25 protein-coding genes are annotated in these 17,528 nt (G+C 54.1%); 22 read left to right on the top strand and 3 right to left on the bottom strand.

Annotation, left to right across the window (positions count from 1 at the left end; all coding sequences use genetic code 11):
- Positions 1-47: 47 nt before the first annotated feature.
- The 3 genes from V5T57_RS08720 to V5T57_RS08710 all read left to right on the top strand — a co-directional run bounded on the left by V5T57_RS08720 (position 48) and on the right by V5T57_RS08710 (position 2,602).
- Positions 48-338 carry a hypothetical protein gene (locus V5T57_RS08720; protein WP_332890812.1) on the top strand — a complete coding sequence of 97 codons (291 nt, stop codon included), beginning with the start codon at positions 48-50 and terminating at the stop codon, positions 336-338.
- A gap of 148 nt (positions 339-486) precedes the next feature.
- A complete protein-coding gene (locus tag V5T57_RS08715) occupies positions 487-1,659 on the top strand; it encodes a hypothetical protein (protein WP_332890811.1) in 1,173 nt (390 codons plus the stop codon).
- Positions 1,652-2,602 (top strand): hypothetical protein, encoded by a 951-nt coding sequence (locus V5T57_RS08710; RefSeq protein ID WP_332890810.1) that lies wholly within the window; start codon positions 1,652-1,654, stop codon positions 2,600-2,602. The genes V5T57_RS08715 and V5T57_RS08710 overlap by 8 nt, the downstream gene beginning before the upstream one ends.
- A 38-nt stretch (positions 2,603-2,640) precedes the next feature.
- Here the strand turns inward: V5T57_RS08710 and V5T57_RS08705 are convergent, their stop codons facing one another.
- Positions 2,641-3,186 (bottom strand): hypothetical protein, encoded by a 546-nt coding sequence (locus V5T57_RS08705; RefSeq protein WP_332890809.1) that lies wholly within the window; start codon positions 3,184-3,186, stop codon positions 2,641-2,643.
- A gap of 172 nt (positions 3,187-3,358) precedes the next feature.
- Here V5T57_RS08705 and V5T57_RS08700 point away from each other — a divergent pair, with 172 nt between their 5' ends.
- From V5T57_RS08700 to V5T57_RS08645, 12 genes are all read left to right on the top strand, one after another.
- A complete protein-coding gene (locus V5T57_RS08700; protein ID WP_332890808.1) occupies positions 3,359-3,580 on the top strand; it encodes a helix-turn-helix transcriptional regulator in 222 nt (73 codons plus the stop codon).
- On the top strand, positions 3,577-4,452 hold the full coding sequence (locus V5T57_RS08695; protein WP_332890807.1) for an ATP-binding protein: 876 nt from the start codon (positions 3,577-3,579) through the stop codon (positions 4,450-4,452). Before V5T57_RS08700 ends, V5T57_RS08695 begins: the two co-directional genes overlap by 4 nt.
- 1 nt (position 4,453) lies before the next feature.
- Positions 4,454-5,110, top strand: a complete 657-nt coding sequence (locus V5T57_RS08690; RefSeq protein ID WP_332890806.1) for a hypothetical protein — start codon at positions 4,454-4,456, stop codon at positions 5,108-5,110.
- An 11-nt stretch (positions 5,111-5,121) separates the two neighbouring features.
- Entirely contained in the window at positions 5,122-6,804 is a 1,683-nt protein-coding gene (locus V5T57_RS08685) for a DEAD/DEAH box helicase (RefSeq protein ID WP_332890805.1), read from the top strand.
- Positions 6,805-7,039: 235 nt separating this feature from the next.
- Positions 7,040-7,231 (top strand): DUF6511 domain-containing protein, encoded by a 192-nt coding sequence (locus V5T57_RS08680; protein ID WP_332890804.1) that lies wholly within the window; start codon positions 7,040-7,042, stop codon positions 7,229-7,231.
- A 9-nt stretch (positions 7,232-7,240) separates the two neighbouring features.
- On the top strand, positions 7,241-8,011 hold the full coding sequence (locus V5T57_RS08675; protein WP_332890803.1) for a hypothetical protein: 771 nt from the start codon (positions 7,241-7,243) through the stop codon (positions 8,009-8,011).
- A complete protein-coding gene (locus V5T57_RS08670; RefSeq protein ID WP_332890802.1) occupies positions 8,008-10,248 on the top strand; it encodes an AAA family ATPase in 2,241 nt (746 codons plus the stop codon). The genes V5T57_RS08675 and V5T57_RS08670 overlap by 4 nt, the downstream gene beginning before the upstream one ends.
- A gap of 435 nt (positions 10,249-10,683) precedes the next feature.
- On the top strand, positions 10,684-11,184 hold the full coding sequence (locus V5T57_RS08665) for a crossover junction endodeoxyribonuclease RuvC (RefSeq protein ID WP_442918188.1): 501 nt from the start codon (positions 10,684-10,686) through the stop codon (positions 11,182-11,184).
- Positions 11,181-11,396: a hypothetical protein gene (locus V5T57_RS08660; protein WP_332890800.1), complete on the top strand. Its 216-nt coding sequence runs from the start codon at positions 11,181-11,183 to the stop codon at positions 11,394-11,396. Before V5T57_RS08665 ends, V5T57_RS08660 begins: the two co-directional genes overlap by 4 nt.
- Positions 11,389-11,775, top strand: a complete 387-nt coding sequence (locus V5T57_RS08655) for a DUF6362 family protein (RefSeq protein ID WP_332890799.1) — start codon at positions 11,389-11,391, stop codon at positions 11,773-11,775. The genes V5T57_RS08660 and V5T57_RS08655 overlap by 8 nt, the downstream gene beginning before the upstream one ends.
- A gap of 141 nt (positions 11,776-11,916) precedes the next feature.
- Entirely contained in the window at positions 11,917-12,039 is a 123-nt protein-coding gene (locus tag V5T57_RS08650; RefSeq protein ID WP_332890798.1) for a hypothetical protein, read from the top strand.
- Complete coding sequence (locus V5T57_RS08645) at positions 12,032-12,424, top strand: D-Ala-D-Ala carboxypeptidase family metallohydrolase (protein ID WP_332890797.1); 393 nt, start codon at positions 12,032-12,034, stop codon at positions 12,422-12,424. Before V5T57_RS08650 ends, V5T57_RS08645 begins: the two co-directional genes overlap by 8 nt.
- A gap of 3 nt (positions 12,425-12,427) precedes the next feature.
- Here the strand turns inward: V5T57_RS08645 and V5T57_RS08640 are convergent, their stop codons facing one another.
- A complete protein-coding gene (locus tag V5T57_RS08640; protein WP_332890796.1) occupies positions 12,428-12,703 on the bottom strand; it encodes an HU family DNA-binding protein in 276 nt (91 codons plus the stop codon).
- 99 nt (positions 12,704-12,802) lie between these two features.
- On the opposite strand from V5T57_RS08640, the gene V5T57_RS08635 reads away from it, so the two are divergent.
- The 7 genes from V5T57_RS08635 to V5T57_RS08605 all read left to right on the top strand — a co-directional run bounded on the left by V5T57_RS08635 (position 12,803) and on the right by V5T57_RS08605 (position 16,707).
- Complete coding sequence (locus V5T57_RS08635; protein WP_332890795.1) at positions 12,803-12,991, top strand: hypothetical protein; 189 nt, start codon at positions 12,803-12,805, stop codon at positions 12,989-12,991.
- Positions 12,988-13,287: a hypothetical protein gene (locus V5T57_RS08630; protein ID WP_332890794.1), complete on the top strand. Its 300-nt coding sequence runs from the start codon at positions 12,988-12,990 to the stop codon at positions 13,285-13,287. Before V5T57_RS08635 ends, V5T57_RS08630 begins: the two co-directional genes overlap by 4 nt.
- 163 nt (positions 13,288-13,450) lie before the next feature.
- Positions 13,451-14,002: an HNH endonuclease signature motif containing protein gene (locus V5T57_RS08625; RefSeq protein ID WP_332890793.1), complete on the top strand. Its 552-nt coding sequence runs from the start codon at positions 13,451-13,453 to the stop codon at positions 14,000-14,002.
- Between the two features lie 31 nt (positions 14,003-14,033).
- Positions 14,034-14,591 (top strand): elements of external origin, encoded by a 558-nt coding sequence (locus tag V5T57_RS08620; RefSeq protein ID WP_332890792.1) that lies wholly within the window; start codon positions 14,034-14,036, stop codon positions 14,589-14,591.
- A 6-nt stretch (positions 14,592-14,597) separates the two neighbouring features.
- Complete coding sequence (locus V5T57_RS08615; RefSeq protein WP_332890791.1) at positions 14,598-15,947, top strand: DNA modification methylase; 1,350 nt, start codon at positions 14,598-14,600, stop codon at positions 15,945-15,947.
- A 56-nt stretch (positions 15,948-16,003) separates the two neighbouring features.
- A complete protein-coding gene (locus V5T57_RS08610) occupies positions 16,004-16,405 on the top strand; it encodes a hypothetical protein (protein ID WP_332890790.1) in 402 nt (133 codons plus the stop codon).
- A gap of 26 nt (positions 16,406-16,431) precedes the next feature.
- Positions 16,432-16,707, top strand: a complete 276-nt coding sequence (locus tag V5T57_RS08605; RefSeq protein WP_332890789.1) for an HU family DNA-binding protein — start codon at positions 16,432-16,434, stop codon at positions 16,705-16,707.
- A 162-nt stretch (positions 16,708-16,869) separates the two neighbouring features.
- On the opposite strand, the gene V5T57_RS08600 is transcribed toward V5T57_RS08605, so the two are convergent.
- Positions 16,870-17,496: a DUF3489 domain-containing protein gene (locus V5T57_RS08600; RefSeq protein ID WP_332890788.1), complete on the bottom strand. Its 627-nt coding sequence runs from the start codon at positions 17,494-17,496 to the stop codon at positions 16,870-16,872.
- Positions 17,497-17,528 lie beyond the last annotated feature (32 nt).

Below are 17,528 nucleotides of genomic sequence, written 5' to 3'. Positions count from 1 at the left end.
AGGGTGGGTAGTTACGCAAGCAGGCTAAATAAAACGGGTATACTTCAATGGACTGTAATGAGTTCGGGCCATGTGCAGCGGGTGATGCAGCAGCAGGATTCCGGGAACGTATCGTGACCGTGCTGGAGGATAGCCTTCAGGAGTTGGAGGAGCGCTACCAGGAGTTGAAGAGTCTGCCAGAAGCTGAGCGTGATGAGGATGAACAGCGGTTTCTTACCCTCCACGCTGAAGTGGTGGCGGATCTGGTTGTGCTTAACTCGGGAAAGCTACGCTATCATCAGCAGTATGAACTGTCCCGAGTGGTTCAGGAAAAGTTGTTGGATATGGGAATCTTGTGACCTAAGCCCCATTTCTAAACTGCCAAGAGTCGACATCCCCCCTCAAAAAAACGCATCATTACGAAATTTTTCTCTCAGTGGCTCATCTGGTGAGTCACTACCTGTTGGATAATAACCTCAACATTGGATCAAACCATGTGGAGGTATTATGACTAACATCGCACGATTTATCCGAAACACACCACCTGATGGCTTGCAGGCTTATTTTGCTACGGCTGGTCTGCACATTGGCCACGAGATCGATTGGGCATCGGACGCCCGACAGATCGCCACCCCCTTGATTCAAGCGGCCCAGCAGATGGACGCTCAGGACCGCAGCGTGTTGGCATTGGACGCTGACCGTATCCATGCTCTCTCTACCGAATCCGGGCAGGATGCCATCTTCTCCACCGTGGGGGAGCAGGAGCGTGAACCGCTGGCGGGCATGCGCAATGGCTATGCTCGGGCACTTTGGCTGTTCCTCAACGAGCCTGAAACCTTCAAACGGGCTGAGGAGGTCCACTACGCCGATACCCGTCGTTTGGGGCGGATGTGGGAAGGCTTCATGGGCCCGGCTGATGTTACCGTTAGCGCATCCCCTGAACATCATCAACAGTTTGAACAGCGGATCCGTGAGCACTTCCATTCATCTCGTGTAAAGGTGGAGGTGTTTCCCCGTGAGCGCATCATCTTCAAGGGGGAGCCAGTTCATCTGGTACAGGTTGTGGTCTATCGGGAAGGGCTGCCCGATAGCCTGCTGGCCTTTGAAGGGGATGATCTGGTCACCAGACCCCATCGGCCTGTATTTGAAATGGTCCTCACCTATGAGGCAGACAGTGGTGTGATCGAAGTGGTCACCCAGGGGCGAGAGAGTAGGGAGGCTGTTGCTCGGATCTTTGCTGAGACCCTGCTGGAGACTGACTTTACCGATAAGCGGGTGCCCTTGCGCCGGTATGATCTTTCCAATCTGATCAAGCCATTCGACTTCCCCACAGAACCGGAAGACCACATTGAATCGGTGAAGGTCACCCTGTTGCAACTTCGGCCCGATGACAACGGCAGTAAGCGGGTCACCTTTGAGGCGACCCGACGCACCAAGGCCACGGTATATGAAGAGATGGCTAACTGGCAGCGGGATAGCCGGGCCGATGGGGCATCCTTCTCCATCCATCAGGCTAAGCTGTCGGTGCGCTTCCTCCCTGAAAAGGGGCGTTCACGGGGTAAAATCATCACGGTGAAGATTACCTTGCCCAACGGGTGTAGCCTCGGTACTTCCACAGAGAAGGAGCGCCTGATCTGTGAGAAGTATCTGGAGCGGTGGGGCCTGCTGGGTGATGTCTGATTATCGGGAGTTCAAAGATCCCTTGCTGCGGCTGGCACTCAGGAAGTTCGAGGCCAAGGATCCATCTATCGCTGGGTATATCCTACGGGATGATTATCCTGATGGCTTTGCCGAGCGCATGTTGGAATCTGGAGCATTCAGTCGTGGGCCGCTTGAGTACGTGGTGAGGGACCGCCACAGCTTTGGCCAAGAGCCCGTGGATGTGGAGTGGGATGCAGACCGGGAAGCCTACTGCTATGTAGCCGTTGATTCCGGGCAATACGTGGCTGCTGAAGAAGCAGACATGCGGAGCTATGTGGTCAACCGATACTGGTTGGTTGAAAGCATTCAGCAAGGGTTGAACGTACGTGCAGCACCCATTGAGCTGCTGGAAGGAGTGCTGTGGGACTTCGGCGAGGCGCGTTTTGGCAAGCGAAAGGCCTCCATCTTCTTGTCCAGGGGAACATCCAGAGGGGAGCTCCTGGAACAGATCATTAACCGATTGAGGGACCGGGCCGGCAAGCCCCCGGGCCTCATTCTCACCAGCGCCTTTGACCTGCCCAAACCCATGCCGATCTTCCCCGGTGGTCACCGCATGGTGATGCTATCGGATTGTCTAAATCCAACCGCTGAAACCATCGAACTGGATATGCCGGTTCTGGAAGGGGTGCTTCGCGGGGATTCCCTAAACCGAGAGGTTGAACCCCTCCGCTACAGCAGTGATTTCAGCTCCGTTGTGGTGCATGGCCGAACCTACAGCTTTCGTGGCGTTAAACAGCGTAAAATTGTGGAAGCGCTTGTTCGCCGCTACGAACGGGGGGAGCCCCGATCTCACATGTCAGAGATATTGGAAGAGGCTGAGTCCAACGCCACCAGCATCCGCCGTGCCTTTAAAGGAGCTGATGAGGCTTGGAAGGAGATCATTGGCTATGGGGATAGAGGGCTTTGTTGGTTGAAAATCTGATAGTGAATGGATTGTAAGTTTGTATCTTGGGCAGGACTCTAGGACGCATCATCCGACTTGCTGCAACAGCGGTCGTCCCCTTCGTTTTTTTCTGCAAGCTCCACCCCCTGTTTCTGTAACCACTGTTCGATATCCCCCGTGCAACAGCGGCCACGGGGATTGAACTTTAAGCACTGGGAGGGACGCTCCTGCATACGGGCCTTAATCATGGCCACCACATCAGTGTTTCCCTGTTTCTCAAGCTGCTTCAGGGCATGTTGTTTTAAGATTCGATAGCAGTAACAGAGGGGCGTTTTGGGATCCTCATCCTTGACCGTCACGCGGTTAATCAACTGCGCCGTGGTAAATTGTTGTTTACCGTCACAGGAAAAATAGACCACATCACACGTGGGAGTTTCACAAAAGTGGTAGTGGCCGTGCTCCAGCACATCCTTCCGGAAAGAGGATTTGAGGGTAAATCGCGGCGTAACCTGTGGAACCTCCGGCCCTTCTCCCCCACAGACGGGACAACAGGGGGCAGGCGTTTTCGCACACGCTATCTGGTCATCGGACTCTGTTTTCGGTTCCACACATTCATCCTCCATAACCATCTCCTCGCACTTCTTATCAATGTAGAGGCTTGCAGTATTAAAAAATCTGCAATCCGTTCGTCAACATAATTCCTCCCTGATCTCCTCCCTTTGAGGGCCCCCATTTCCTCCCCGTGACCCTTCTATCCTACACCCATCAGCAAAACACACAGCGATGGAGATAGAGATGACCATCAGACATTTGAATCAAATCGAGCTTTCCCGGCGGTGGGGCATATCCCATCGCACCCTTGAACGGTGGCGGCACCTCAATGAGGGGCCTTCCTACATCAAAATCGGTGGCCGTGTGGTTTACCGTTTGGAGGATGTGGAGCAATACGAATTAGCCCACACCCGTAATCCCAGCCAGTCCATGCAATCCTCCATGGGCATGGGAGGCATGCAATGAGTGGCCTTCCCATTATCAGCGCCGATCAGCGCATGACAGAACAGCGGGGATCTACTGGCTGCATCTTCGGCAAGTCCGGTATCGGTAAGACTTCTCTACTCTGGACTCTGGATGCCCCATCCACCCTGTTTTTTGATCTGGAGGCGGGGGATCTGGCCGTTGAAGGGTGGCAGGGGGATACCATCCGCCCCCGCACCTGGGAGGAGTGCCGTGACTTTGCCGTCTTCATCGGCGGCCCAAATCCTGCCCTGCGTGAGGACCAAGCCTACAGCCAAGCCCACTACGATGCGGTTTTGCAAAAGTATGGCGACCCCAGCGTACTGGCCAAATACAGGACCCTCTTTGTTGACAGCATCACCGTAGCTGGGCGGCTCTGCTTTCAGTGGTGCAAGGGCCAACCTCAGGCCTTCTCCGATAAAACCGGCAAGCCCGATCTGCGTGGCGCTTATGGACTGCACGGTCAGGAGATGATCGCTTGGATCACCCACCTACAGCACACCCGAGGCAAGAACGTCTGGTTCGTAGGCATCCTCGATGAGAAGCATGACGACTTTAACCGGGTCTTCTTCGCGCCTCAGATCGAAGGTTCCAAAACCGGGCTGGAGCTTCCCGGTATCGTCGATCAGGTGATCACCATGGCGGAGATCAAACCGGAAGAGGGTGATGCCTACCGTGCCTTCGTCTGCCACACCATTAATCCCTGGAGCTATCCCGCCAAGGATCGTAGTGGACGACTCACTGTAGTTGAAGAGCCCCATCTGGGACGCCTCATGGAGAAAATCCATCAGCCCGGTATTTCTGCATCCGAACGCATGCGTTTCAGTCCCCCTGAAGCCACCACCACCGAACAGAACAACAATCAAGGAGCATGACATGAATGGCAACTGGAACGACTTCAACGATGCAGACGCCCAAAGCTTTGATCTTATACCCAAAGGAACGGTTGTACCGGTCCGTATGACCATCAGGCCGGGTGGATTTGATGATCCTAACCGAGGATGGACCGGCGGGTATGCGAAGCGTAACCCAGATACCGGCGCAATCTACTTGGATTGTGAATTTGTTGTTCTTGAAGGCCCGTATGCCAAGCGCAAGATCTGGAGTTTGATTGGGTTACACAGTGAGAAGGGACCTGATTGGGGCAATATGGGGCGTTCTTTCATTCGTGCCATTTTGAATTCATCACGAGGTCTGAAAGACAAGGATAACTCCCCTGCAGCCCAACAGGCACGTCGACTCAACGGGCTGGCTGATCTGAATGGATTGGTTTTCCTGGCCAAGGTGGATGAAAAGAAAGGAACGGGGGGTTATGACGACAAGAATGAAATTCGTCTTGCCGTGACGCCGGATCATAAGGAGTACCAGGGGTTTGCCGGTGGAAGCACTCCTGCGCCAGCGGCTCCCCCGCCTAACCAGGGATGGCAGCAGGCCAATCAGCAACAGCAGCAACCCCAACCCCAACCCCAACAGTCTGCACAACCTCAGCAACAAGAAGCGGTACCCCCTCAAACCCCCAGTTGGGCGCAGTGAGGAGGTGAAGCATGATCTTGCGACCCAGACAGAAACAGTTCGTGGAGCGGTCGGTAACGGCCCTCCACGAACACGGTAATACCTTGGGGGTGGCACCCACCGGAGCAGGGAAGACGGTGATGCTCTCTGCTGTGGTGGGAAACCTCCTCAAGGAGACCCCTGGCAAGGCCTGTGTGCTGGCCCATCGGGATGAACTTACCAGCCAGAACCGTATGAAGTTTGAGCGCATCAATCCGGAGCTCTCTACTTCAGTGATGGATGCCAGGGAGAAATCATGGCGGGGGGATGCCACCTTCGCCATGGTGCCCACCCTGGCGCGCCCCTCCAATTTGGAAAGGATGCCCAAGCTGGATCTATTGGTGATTGATGAGGCCCATCATGCAGCAGCCAGCAGCTATCGATGCATCATCGATGCGGCGCTGGATGATAATCCCGATTGCCATATCTACGGGGTAACCGCCACCCCCAACCGGGGGGATCGCCGTGGCCTTCGCCCTATCTTCTCCAATGTGGCGGATCAGGTACGGCTGGGGGAGTTGATCCAGTCGGGTCATCTGGTGCCACCACGCACCTTCGTCATCGATGTGGGTGCACAGGAAGCGTTGCAGGATGTTCGCAAAACTGTAGACGACTTCGATATGGGGGAGGTGGATCGCATTATGAATCGCTCTGCCATCACTGAGGCAGTGGTGGATCACTGGGAGGAAAAAGCTGGCAGCCGAAAAACGGTGGTGTTCTGTTCCACGGTGGATCATGCCCGCAATGTGACTGAGGCTTTTCAGGATGCCGGTGTGGATACGGTGATGATCCACGGCAAGCTCTCCCATGATGAGCGCAAAGAGACACTGGATCGATTTGAAAACGGGGGTGCCCAGGTGGTGGTGAACGTGGCCGTACTCACGGAAGGGTGGGACTATCCACCCACCTCCTGTGTGGTGCTGCTACGTCCCAGCTCCTACAAGTCCACCATGATCCAGATGGTGGGGCGGGGCTTACGCATCGTCGATCCCAATGAATACCCAGGGGTGGTGAAAACCGACTGTATCGTGTTGGATTTTGGGACCTCATCCATGCTGCATGGCTCTTTGGAGCAGGATGTCAATCTGGACGACCAGACCTCAGAAGGGGAAGCGCCAACCAAGGAATGTCCAGAGTGCGAGGCCCTTGTTCCGCTTGGGGTAAGGGAGTGTCCTCTGTGTGGTTACTTCTGGGAACCAAGCTCTGATTCCGGTGATGAGCCCGTCATGGATTTCATCATGTCCGAAGTGGATCTGCTCAAACGCTCTAGTTTCCGCTGGGTGGATCTGTTTGGCGATGATGCCGCCATGATGGCCAACGGCTTTAACGCCTGGAGCGGGATCTTCTTCCTCAATGGCCGTTGGCATGGAGTAGGGGGAGCCAAGGGCCAAGCGACCCGTTTGCTGGCCGTTGGTGAACGTTCCATCTGTCTGGCCACAGCGGATGATTGGCTCAATGAGAATGAGACTGATGAGTCGGCCCACAAAAGCCGTTCCTGGCTGAAACAACCGCCTACGGAAAAGCAGCTTCAATACCTGCCGGTGGCCTATCGCCATGATATGGGGCTGACCCGGTATCAGGCTTCAGCACTGCTCAGCTTTCGATTCAATAAGGCGATGATTCGCCGCCTGATTTTTGAAGCGGATCATCAACACGACATTCAGCAGGTGGCGTGAGGTGAACGGCCCAATCGTATGGACCCGATGCCCAAGCCAGTGGCATGAGCCAGGGCGAGGCTTCTTCGTGTTGCCTCCTGGGATAAAGGGACAAAGGGTGCCATTCAAACAGCTGCCGCTCAAAGAAAGACAGATCTTCAAACCCCTGATGAAACGAAACCGGGGCCGAGTTCTGGTTTATCTGGCCGGGCGGGTGCGCTTGGTCTCCAGGGGGATGATTCGAGGAGGAACGGACATGGTGGATGCCACCGAACTTGAAAAAGCAGCCATGACGGCAGCGCTTCAGCCATTGGGGGAGTATGTGGCCAGCATTGGCATGCAGCGCCCCTTGGCGGAATACAGCAAGGAGGAGGTTCTGGCACTGGTGGAGGTGGTGATCACCGCCTACCAGGATCATTTCGCCAACAGCCGTGAGATCCCGTTCTAGGAGGTGGCCATGTTGGACTTTAACCATGGTGCCGGTGGTGTGGCTCCAGCCATCAACCACCTTATTGATCAGGCGCTGAAAGCAGAAAACCAAGCACAGACACCCCGCAACTACCTGGGGGCCTCTCGCTTAGGAGTGGCGTGCGAACGGGCTCTGCAGTTTGAGTATGCCCATGCGCCCAAGGATCCGGAGCGGGGCTTTGATGGTCAACTACTGCGCATCTTTGCGGCGGGGCATCTGTTTGAGGATATGGCCATCCAATGGCTGCGCATGGCGGGTTTTGAACTGTTCACCACCAAGGGCAATCGCCCTAATGGAGCACAGTTTGGGTTTGAAGCTGCGGGTGGACGCATTCAGGGGCATGTGGATGGCATCATTATGTCCGGTCCACCCAGTGTGCTTATGGGCTTCCCCTGCCTGTGGGAGTGTAAATCTCTCAACAATAAGTCGTGGAAGGATACGGTCAAGCGGGGTGTAGCGGTTTCCAAGCCGGTCTATGCCGCACAGATAGCCATCTATCAGGCCTACATGGAACCTCAGGTGAACGGGATTTCCGCCAACCCAGCTCTGTTCACTGCCATCAACAAGGATACCGCAGAACTGCATCATGAACTGGTGCCGTTCGATACTGCACTGGCGCAGAAGATGTCGGATCGAGCAGTGCGGGTGATCCAGGCGACCGAGGCCCAGGAACTGTTGCCCCGTATCACTCGGGATTCCACCCACTTTCAATGCCGAATGTGCAGTTGGCAGGACCGCTGTTGGAGCCTGTCGCTATGAATGTCTGGCTCGATTTTAACACAGCTGCATCACTGTCAGTTGCTGAACCCAGTGTAGATCTAGAGCCTGACTTCGAAGCCATCAACACCTATCTGGATCTGGTGTTTGGTTACTGCGAAGGCTGGGCCCCACTGCGTGGCTTTGCGGAACGAGGGCAGGAGGAAGAGCGTCCCCACGCCATCTGGCTGGAGATCGACGCGGCCATGGAGGAAAAGGCCCACACCTTCGGCAATTGGGCAGCCCGTGAAGGCATGGCGTTCTATGTGATTCCCGGAGCAGTCACGGAGCCAAAACGGGCCAAGGCAGAAGACATCATCCAGACCCAGGTGGTACTGGTGGATTTGGATTCAGGTGACATTGAAGCCAAACGGAAACATCTGACCAACTGCCTGGGGGAGCCTACCGCCATTGTGGCGTCCGGGGGGCGTACCCCAGAGGGGCAGGACAAGCTCCACCTCTACTGGAAGCTGTCAGAACCGGCTGAGGGGGAGGATGTCGTCCAGGTCTGTAAACTCCGCCATCAGATTGCCCTGAAGGCGGGAGGGGATCCTTGCTTTCAGTCGGCTCATCAGCCCATACGAGTGGCAGGGTCGGTCTATCACAAATATGGGGCCCAGCGGTTGGTGACCTTCCGATCCCAAACCAACCAGGAGTACCACCTTCAGGAACTGGCTGAGGCGGTGGAAGAGATGCCAGCTATGGAGGGGATTGATCTCTCAGCCATGGACTTCAACAGCGCTGAGACCAACAAACCTTCTCTTCTGGATGTGCTCACCACCCCAGTGCGGGAAGGAGCCCAGGATGCCTGGACCCGTTTTGCAGGCGTCAGCGCCGCCATCGGTCACTACATCCGGTTGACCCATACGGGACAGATGAACCGTGCTGAGGCGTGGGAGGCGATCTGCCAATACAACGCCGCCATGCTGCAACCACCGTGGCCATTGGATCGACTGGCTGGAGAAGCGCAACGCCTGTGGGAAAAGCATTGTGAGAAGAATGGAGAGGGTATGGATCCAGACAATGCCCAGGAGGTGCTCCCCCATGTTGCCCTGAACGATCTGTTGGCGGATGACTCCCCCATGCCCGAGGATCTCATTGCCCCTCGGCTACTCACTCCTGGGGGCATGTTGGTGATCGGCGGTGCCCCCAAGGTGGGCAAGAGTGATCTGCTTATTAATCTATTGGTCCACATGGCAGCGGGCATGGAGTTCTTGGGCTTTGCGCCTCCCAGGCCGCTGCAGGTGTTTTTCCTCCAGGCTGAGATCCAATACCACTACCTGCGGGAGCGTATGAAGCAGTTGCAGATCTCACCGGAGGCCCTGGCCATGGCAGGGGAGCGCCTAGTGATGACTCCCAAGGTGCGCATGCTGCTTAACAGCAACGGTGTTACCCGTACCATCACCACCATTCAACAGGCGTTTCCAGATGAACCGCCTGACATCATCTGCATCGACCCCATCCGTAATCTATTTGATGGTGGCCCTGATGGAGCAGGGGAGAATGACAACAACGCCATGCTCTTCTTCCTTCAGGAGCGGGTGGAAAGAATCCGGGATGCCATCAACCCGGAGGCTGGCGTCATCCTCAGCCATCACACTCGTAAGCTGAGCAAGAAGCAGCTTCTGGAAGACCCTTTTCAGGCCTTGAGCGGGGCAGGGAGTCTACGCAGCTTCTACTCCAGCGGTCTGCTTATGTACCGGCCTGATGAGGAGAGGTCTGAACGTCGATTGCAGTTTGAACTGCGTAATGGCCCGGCCATCCACACCATGGTCATCGACAAGTTAGAGGGGGAGTGGACGGAGGTGGATCCACAGCATGAACGACTGGCCAGACAGGGCATGGGGGAGAAGCTGGACGCCGAACGTCGACGCAAGCATGACGTGATCCTGCAACTGCTCTATGACGAAGCCCTGGCAGGCCGTATGTACACCATGAACCAGTTTACAGAAGCGTTTGAAACCAAAGCGTCATTGGGCGGCAAGGACACCATCCGAAATCGTTTAAGCGTTCTCGCGACACAGGGTTATGTGAAGTTCCTGAAAAATGGTGAGGAATTGGGTCTTCAAGGCTCACGCTCACGCTTTGGATACCTCTGTGTGGAGGAGATGAAATATCTCATGGAAGCAGGGGAGGTGGATGTACTGCCCAGTCACTACAAATGTCCATTCAGTGGGGCAACCCTACCGGTGGAAAATCCTGGTATCTGGATCTATCCGGAGGATGTTCGTGGGAATTAAGTTTGGGAAGTTTCTATAACAATAAAATCAACCTGTTAAGTGTAAGTTTTGGGGAAGTTTAGGGTGTTTTTCCAAACTTATAAGTAACTCTTTGAAAATTATGAGAATTGAAGTTTGGTTATATTTTCCAAACTACTCTGTAAGTCCTTGATAAGTGGTCGTTTAAGTTTAGGGCTATGTGAAAGGGTAAAAGTATGTTTCCCAAACTTATTTCAGTGATAAATCAGAGTTTTAAGTGTGGTGTTAAGTTTATGGAGTTAAACCACCCCCCCTACGGGGGGACCCCTAAACGGGGCCCCCCATAGGTAGGGGTTTATGCGGGCGCGGGCATCGGTTTGCCCAACCAGCTTTTTACTTGGAACGGGTGGCGGTGAAGATCTTGGCGGGTCACCCACCGCCACCCTGACCAGTTCACAATCCACAGGAGGATTAGAAATGGCTGTACCGAGTGTGCCCCAAGAGGGCAGAAATGAAAATAGGGCAATCCTTGCCCTGGATCTGGGCTCCCAGATGGGATGGGCACTACACCACCCTGATGGCAGCATCGTCAGCGGCACAATGTCGTTCAAGCTGGGCCGCTTTGAAGGGGGTGGTATGCAGTGGGTTCGGTTCAAACACTGGCTGGATGAACTGGGGGCCGCTGTGGTGCTGGAACAGATCTATTTTGAGGAGGTACGCAGGCATATCGGCACGACAGCAGCCCACGTCTATGGAGGGTTCTTGGCTCACCTTACCGAGTGGGCTGAAAATTCAGAGGTGCCTTACCAAGGGGTGCCGGTGGGCACGATTAAGAAATCAGCAACAGGGAAGGGTAATGCTTCCAAGGCCCAGGTGATCCACGCCATGAAGCGGCTTGGGCACCAACCTGCCGATGACAATGAGAGCGATGCCTTGGCTCTGCTGCATTACGTGCTGGGGAAGGGAGGTGCACGATGATTGGTGGACCCAACATGCCCCGTAGTCCCTTGGCTCGTTACCAGGAGAGCCGGGAGGATGTGGATGAGCAGAAGCGCAAAGGGTGGAATCGCCATGGCATCTTGGTGGTCTCGCAGGACGATAATCGTTTGACCTGGCCGGAACGGGAGTTGGTTCAGCAATTGGGAGATCGGTTGTATGGACGTCGCCACAAGGAGGTGCGTTATGCCTGAAAAATGGGATGCCACTGTTGTGGCCAAGCGGCTTGAAGAGGCGGCAAGAACCATGAAACGCTTGCCGGAGAAAGGGTTGAAACCGGAGGAAGCTCGTTCGTCATGGCCAGAGGTGATTCATGAGTTTTACGATGCCTATGGATGGGGATCAGCGGAGGTCAGGTTGGGGCCACCCTCACCTGATGCCATCAATCGTATGGACGAGGTCTTGGAGTGGCTCTCGTGGCTGGAAACCGATGATAGGCGCCTACTGTGGTTTCGTGCTGAGAGAGTGCCATGGAAGCTGATTATGCGCCGTTTTGGACGTGCTAGATCGACTCTGTTTGCTCACTGGAAAGCAGGCATCTTCCAGATCGTTGCTGTCTTGAACCGAGGTTAAAATGTCCGGACGTTTTAATTCCGGACATGCGGACCTGAATTTGGTAGTCTCGTAGCTACAGTCGGCGAGAGCTGAGCAAGAATACACGAAACCCACCCCGGGGTAACCTGGCGGTGGGTTTCTGCGTTTATGGAGTTTGAAATGGGTAGTCCACTGATGTTGGTAGCATCGTTAGCCGGGTCAATTTTTGTGGGACTGGTGGCGGTCGCCGTGTTGGGTGTCATGCTGCGTTTTTTACTCGGCGAAGGTGGGGATCATGTCTGAACAGCACTGGCCCCATTTTTCTCACGGTGAGCTGCAGTGTCGTTGTGGCTGTGGTCAAGCCCTGATGGATAGGGGATTCATGGCCCAGCTGGAGGAACTGCGCATGGCGTTTGGTAAGCCTATGCCCCTGACCAGCGCATACCGCTGCCCAAGCCACAACGCAGCTGTGTCCTCCTCGGGGCATGATGGTCCACACACCACTGGGTGTGCCGTTGATGTCCAGGTGGCTGGGCACGATGCTCATGCATTGCTTACCCTGGCAACACACCATGGCTTTACGGGTCTTGGTATCAAACAGCGTGGACCACATCAGTCACGCTTTATTCACCTGGACACGCTGAACAACGCACAAGGTCGTCCTCGGCCCTGGATCTGGAGCTACTAAAGCTCAGTAATCAACGCGCTCACGCAGTGCTTTTCCTGGTTTGAAATGCACAGCAGTCTTAGCTTCAACCTCAACCCGTTCCCCCGTCTTTGGGTTGCGGGCATCTCTAGGTTGGCGGGCTCTCGGTTCAAAAACACCAAAGCCCCGAATTTCGGTCCGTTCACCACGGGCCAATGCACTAGACAGGTCATCGAACACAAGATCAACAGCTCTGTCAGCAAGCTGTTTGCTCAGATCACACTTATCTGCAATGGCTACGATGAGCTCTGATTTGGTCATGCTCAGCCCCGTTGGAAAGTTGTCAAGAAATACAAAGCACTGCGATGTTAACCGACATCGAAAGTGTTTGCAATCATGTCAGAAAGTCAGGAGTACGCCATGTCCCTCAATATCATTGTTAACTCTCTCTTGAGCCGGGTGCGGGAACCTTCTTCGTGGAGCGGGGTTGCTGTGCTGCTGGCCATGTTTGGCATGTCCCAGGAAGAAGCCAGCGCTATTACTGAGCTGCTGGTAGCAGGGACAGCTGCTGCTTCGGTACTGATGGGTGAAAAAGGGAATGATCAATGACCGCTGAGGAACAGAGCATGGATCGCCGTCGAGGGTTTGAGCGCCACGTTCAGACCATCCTAACCATGGGTGTGGCGGCGTTGATGGGGTGGCAACTCACCACCATCGAGCAGATGCGGGTGGAGCTGGCCATTCTCAGTGGCCGGGTGGATGCCTTGGCTGCTCGGGTGGATGATGCCTCTTCGGATCGCTACCGGATTTCTGATGCCCAACGGGATCTGGCGTTGCGGGATCAGGCCATCAAGGCGTTGGAAGGTCGTGTGGTGCAGGTGGAGCAGATCTGTGGTGGCCAGTAATCTCTTGGCAGGTGTCTCGTATCCCTTTGATAAATTGGTTCCTTCTGTGGCGTGAACGTATGCGGCGCGCAAAGGCTCAGGATTTCGCTACTGACAGGCCCGTTTTTTGGGTCCGAGGTACGAAGTACGAGATGGTTTCATGCGCTGCCGGGGGCAGATGAACATGTCGATATCATTTGATACGGAGGTCATCGGTAAGCTGATCAGGGAGGCATGGCTTCGGGGGCAGAAGGGGCACGCTCTTCCTAAAGATCTGAAACTGCAGCATGAGTGTCACGCATGTGGTCGTGCTGAATGGGATTTTCAGAAGACCATCAATACCTGGGATCTTACTTTGAGTAACGATCGGGGAAGTGGATGGCATGCGGCCAGAACTGAAGCACTGCGCCGTGCTCCATTTTGTGGTGTATGTGGTGCACAAGAGCATTTGGAAGTTCATCATATCGTTCCATTTCGAGTATCCCAGGACAATAGCCAAAGCAACCTGATTCCGCTCTGTCGCAGATGTCATCGCCGGGTAGATGAGGCATTCAGGAAGATTGAATGGATGCTGCAAGATTCTAAAACAGCCAAGCTTATGTTTTGGTTGGCTTTGAAAGAAAGGCAGCTTCTTGTCGTCGTTCAGATCCGGCAAATCCTGGCTCAATACTCTAAATTAGAGAAACAGCTAAAAAACGACATTGATTCGGCATGGCGTAGGGGTCTTGGCTCATGAGTAACCCATCCAATGTTTGCGATCAGCCATCATGCAAAAACTTTCTTCAAACAGTGCATTAGCTCGAGCCATAGGGGTTAGCGAAGGTGCTGTTCGAAAGGCTGAAAAAACGGGGCGGATTAGCCGAGATGCTGATGGGGTATGGGATCTTGAAGAAGTCTCAAAGCAGTGGAAGCAGAACTCTGATCCCGCAAAAAAGCGTGGAACCCCAAAGTCAAACTTAAAGCCGGTGCCAGTCTCTGCACAGCAGGTAGTGAATGACACCCTTGCACAGCAAAGTGCTTCTCCATCAGGAGGGCCACCTTCCTATGCGCAAGCAAAAACGGCTGATATGGCTCTCCGGGCCCAACTCCGCAAGATTGAGCTGGAAGAGAAGAAGCGCTCTTTGATTGATCGGGAGAAGGTGCTTTCCCACGTCTTCAAGAACGCCCGCCAGTTTCGGGATGCTTGGCAAAATTGGCCTTCAAGGGTCGCTTCCCGCATGGCAGCCGAACTGGGTGTGGATGATCATCAGATGCATCTTTGCCTGGAGCGGTACGTCCGTGAGCATCTGGAAGAGATCTCTGATCAAAACTTCTCGTTGGAATAATTAATCATGGATCAATTTGGTGAGCTAACGCTGGAGCAGTGGCCTCTTGAGCGGTTGGTACCCTATGCGCGCAACCCACGTCGCAACGACGATGTAGTAGATCGCATGTGCGCCGCCATTCGGGAGTTTGGCTTCCGCATTCCCGTGGTGGCCAGAAGCGATGGCACGGTGGTGGATGGTCACCTGCGTCTGAAGGCAGCAAAACAGTTAGAGTTGGAAGCAGTTCCCGTGGTACTGGCCGATGATCTGACTGAAACTCAGATCAAGGCCTTCCGTATTCTGGCCAACCAGTCTGCCAACTGGGCGGAGTGGGACAACGACCTCCTGTCGTTGGAACTCACCGAACTGCAGGATGCCGATTTTGATCTGGATATGATCGGCTTCTCCAATGAGGAGTTGGCGAACTTGCTCCAGCCTTTAGATGATGAAGGTGATTCTGGCTCTGGGTCTTTTGAATCGGAGTCGGTACCAGAGCCACCAGCCAACCCCGTTACCCAACCTGGAGATCTTTGGATTCTGGGTGAACATCGTCTTCTGTGTGGCAGTAGTCTCAATCCAGAGGATGTGATTCGGTTGATGAACGGTGAACGGGCGATCCTGTTCGCAACCGATCCCCCGTATCTGGTGGACTACGATGGCACCAACCATCCCGGCTCCAAAGAGAGCCGCAAGCGGGAATCCCTGAATAAGGATTGGTCCAGTAGCTACGGTGTTACATGGGATGATTCATCCCAGGGCCCGGAACTCTATGAGGGCTTCATTCGGGCCGCCATCGACCATGCCATTGAGCCCAATGCAGCGTGGTACTGCTGGCATGCTTCCAAACGGCAGGCGATGCTGGAAGCGGTGTGGGAAAAGGCAGGGGCGTTTCAGCATCAGCAGATCATCTGGAACAAGGAAAAGGGGGTGCTAACCCGCTCCAAATTCCTGTGGAAACACGAGCCCTGCCTGATGGGCTGGATCAAAGGCAACATGCCACCCAAAGTGGCAGATGCCGAATTTCTCTCCACCGTTTGGGACATTCAGGGTCTCTCTGGTGAGGAGCGTCCTGACCATCCAACGCCCAAACCGTTGGACTGTTTTGCTATTCCTATGCGTCAGCATGTGGAGCGGGGCGGGCTCTGCTATGAACCCTTCAGTGGATCGGGTTCCCAGATCATGGCGGGGGAAATGGCAGGGCGACGGGTCAACGCTATGGAGATCTCGCCGGTCTATGTGGATGTAGCAGTCAAACGATTCATCCAGGCAACCGGGAAGATTGTCTATTTGGATGGATCGGGTGGGCAGAGTTATGAGGAAATTGCGCTGAAAAGAGATGTTGATCTGAATAATGAAAATGGTGTGAGGAACTCCTGAAGGTATGCATGAACTAAGTTTCTGTGGGGATTAATCACTCTTCGCAGGGAATGATCATGAATCAACCTAAATCTAAAAAAAAGAAGCCCACATCCAATATCATGGATGGACCAGCCAGTCTCCTCGATGATGTGTCAATAGCAACATCAAATAATAGTTCTTCAACGGTTTCTACACCCAATGTTTCAAGCAGTTCGCCAGCTATTAAATCCTCTGCACATACAGTAGGTGCTGGGCATGGACCAATTGCAGGACATGGCTCAGGGGTTCATATGGCTGGCCCCAGTAAGGTTGGGATAATGAAAGCTTTTGGCGTGGCAGGTGGTATGGCAGGAGGTGGAACTGTAGCTATTGCTAGTAGCAAAATGGTTATAGGGTTGACATTGATCGCTCCTGCGATTGGAATTGCTTGTGGTACAGCTCTGTACTATTTCAATCATAGAAAGAACAAAAAGTAGACCTTACATAGACATGGGAGTGGATGATGAAACTGGCTGAACTGAAAAAAGCTGTTGCTGAAAAAGCTGAAATGACCCAGGCAGATGCAGATAAGGCAATCAAAGCAAGCTTTGAAGCCATTTCAGATGCACTGGGTAAAGGGGAGACGGTACAGCTTCCTGGTTTTGGGACTTTCTCCATTGGCGAGCGAGCTGCCCGAACTGGCAGGAACCCCCAAACAGGCCAAGAAATGCAGATTGCTGCTTCCAAGAGTGTAAAGTTCAAGGCTGGCAAAGCCCTAAAAGATGCAGTAAACGATTAAGAATATATCTGTTTTTTATAGTAGGAAAACGTTCAGTGGAGACGCTGAACGTTTTTTTTGTGAGTAGATGTGGATAGGGAGCATTTTATCCCTATGTGGTATGGCACTGCCGTAGTGTGTTCAAGTGAAAAGTGCAGCAGTGCCGGAGTAATGTGTAAGGGCTCAGTCCTCGCTGATGTGGTAATGGCTGACCCCTTCCATGTTTTGGCGGGTGATGATAAGCCCAAGCTTCTTTTTTAAGGTCCCGGAAATCGCGCCGCGAATGGTGTTCTTGTTCCATCCGGTCTCTGCGGTGATCTGATCCAGTGAGGCTCCTTGGGGGCGTTTCATCAGGGCAATCATTTTGGCCTGTTTGGAGTTCTGTCGGGTATCGGCCCGGCGCATGGTTTTGGCATCCTCCAGACCTGCTTTGTAGGCGGCTTCCAGGGCGTTTTGGATGCCCCAAACGCTGACATTGTGAAAATCCAGGCTGTCTGAGTTGCGGGTCTCCAGTGTGTCGATGAAAAGATGATCCTGGGCGATCTGGCCAAAAAGCTTGGCTTTGGGATCCTCCTGGGGATCTTCCTGTTGGGCTGGCTTGGGTTCCTTGCCAATGGCCAGCAATCCGGCTTCGGCAATGCGCCAATCGTTGTCTCCCTTATCTTCAATCAACCCTCTGTTAGAAAGGGCTTTGATCACCTTCAAAGCAGCGCCCCCTTTGATCCGTTGGGGTAGGGGGTGGATTGCGCCATCGGGGCGGTTGGAAGCGGCTTCCAGAGTATCGATTTGAGTGTTGCTGAGTGTGTTCATTTGGCTCTCCGTTGGTTGGTGATGCTGTTGTG

The organism is Magnetococcus sp. PR-3 (assembly GCF_036689865.1).
In the GTDB taxonomy this organism is placed as follows: domain Bacteria; phylum Pseudomonadota; class Magnetococcia; order Magnetococcales; family Magnetococcaceae; genus Magnetococcus.
Note: the sequence above shows the minus strand (reverse complement) of the source record. Positions and strands in the feature narration are given on the sequence as shown.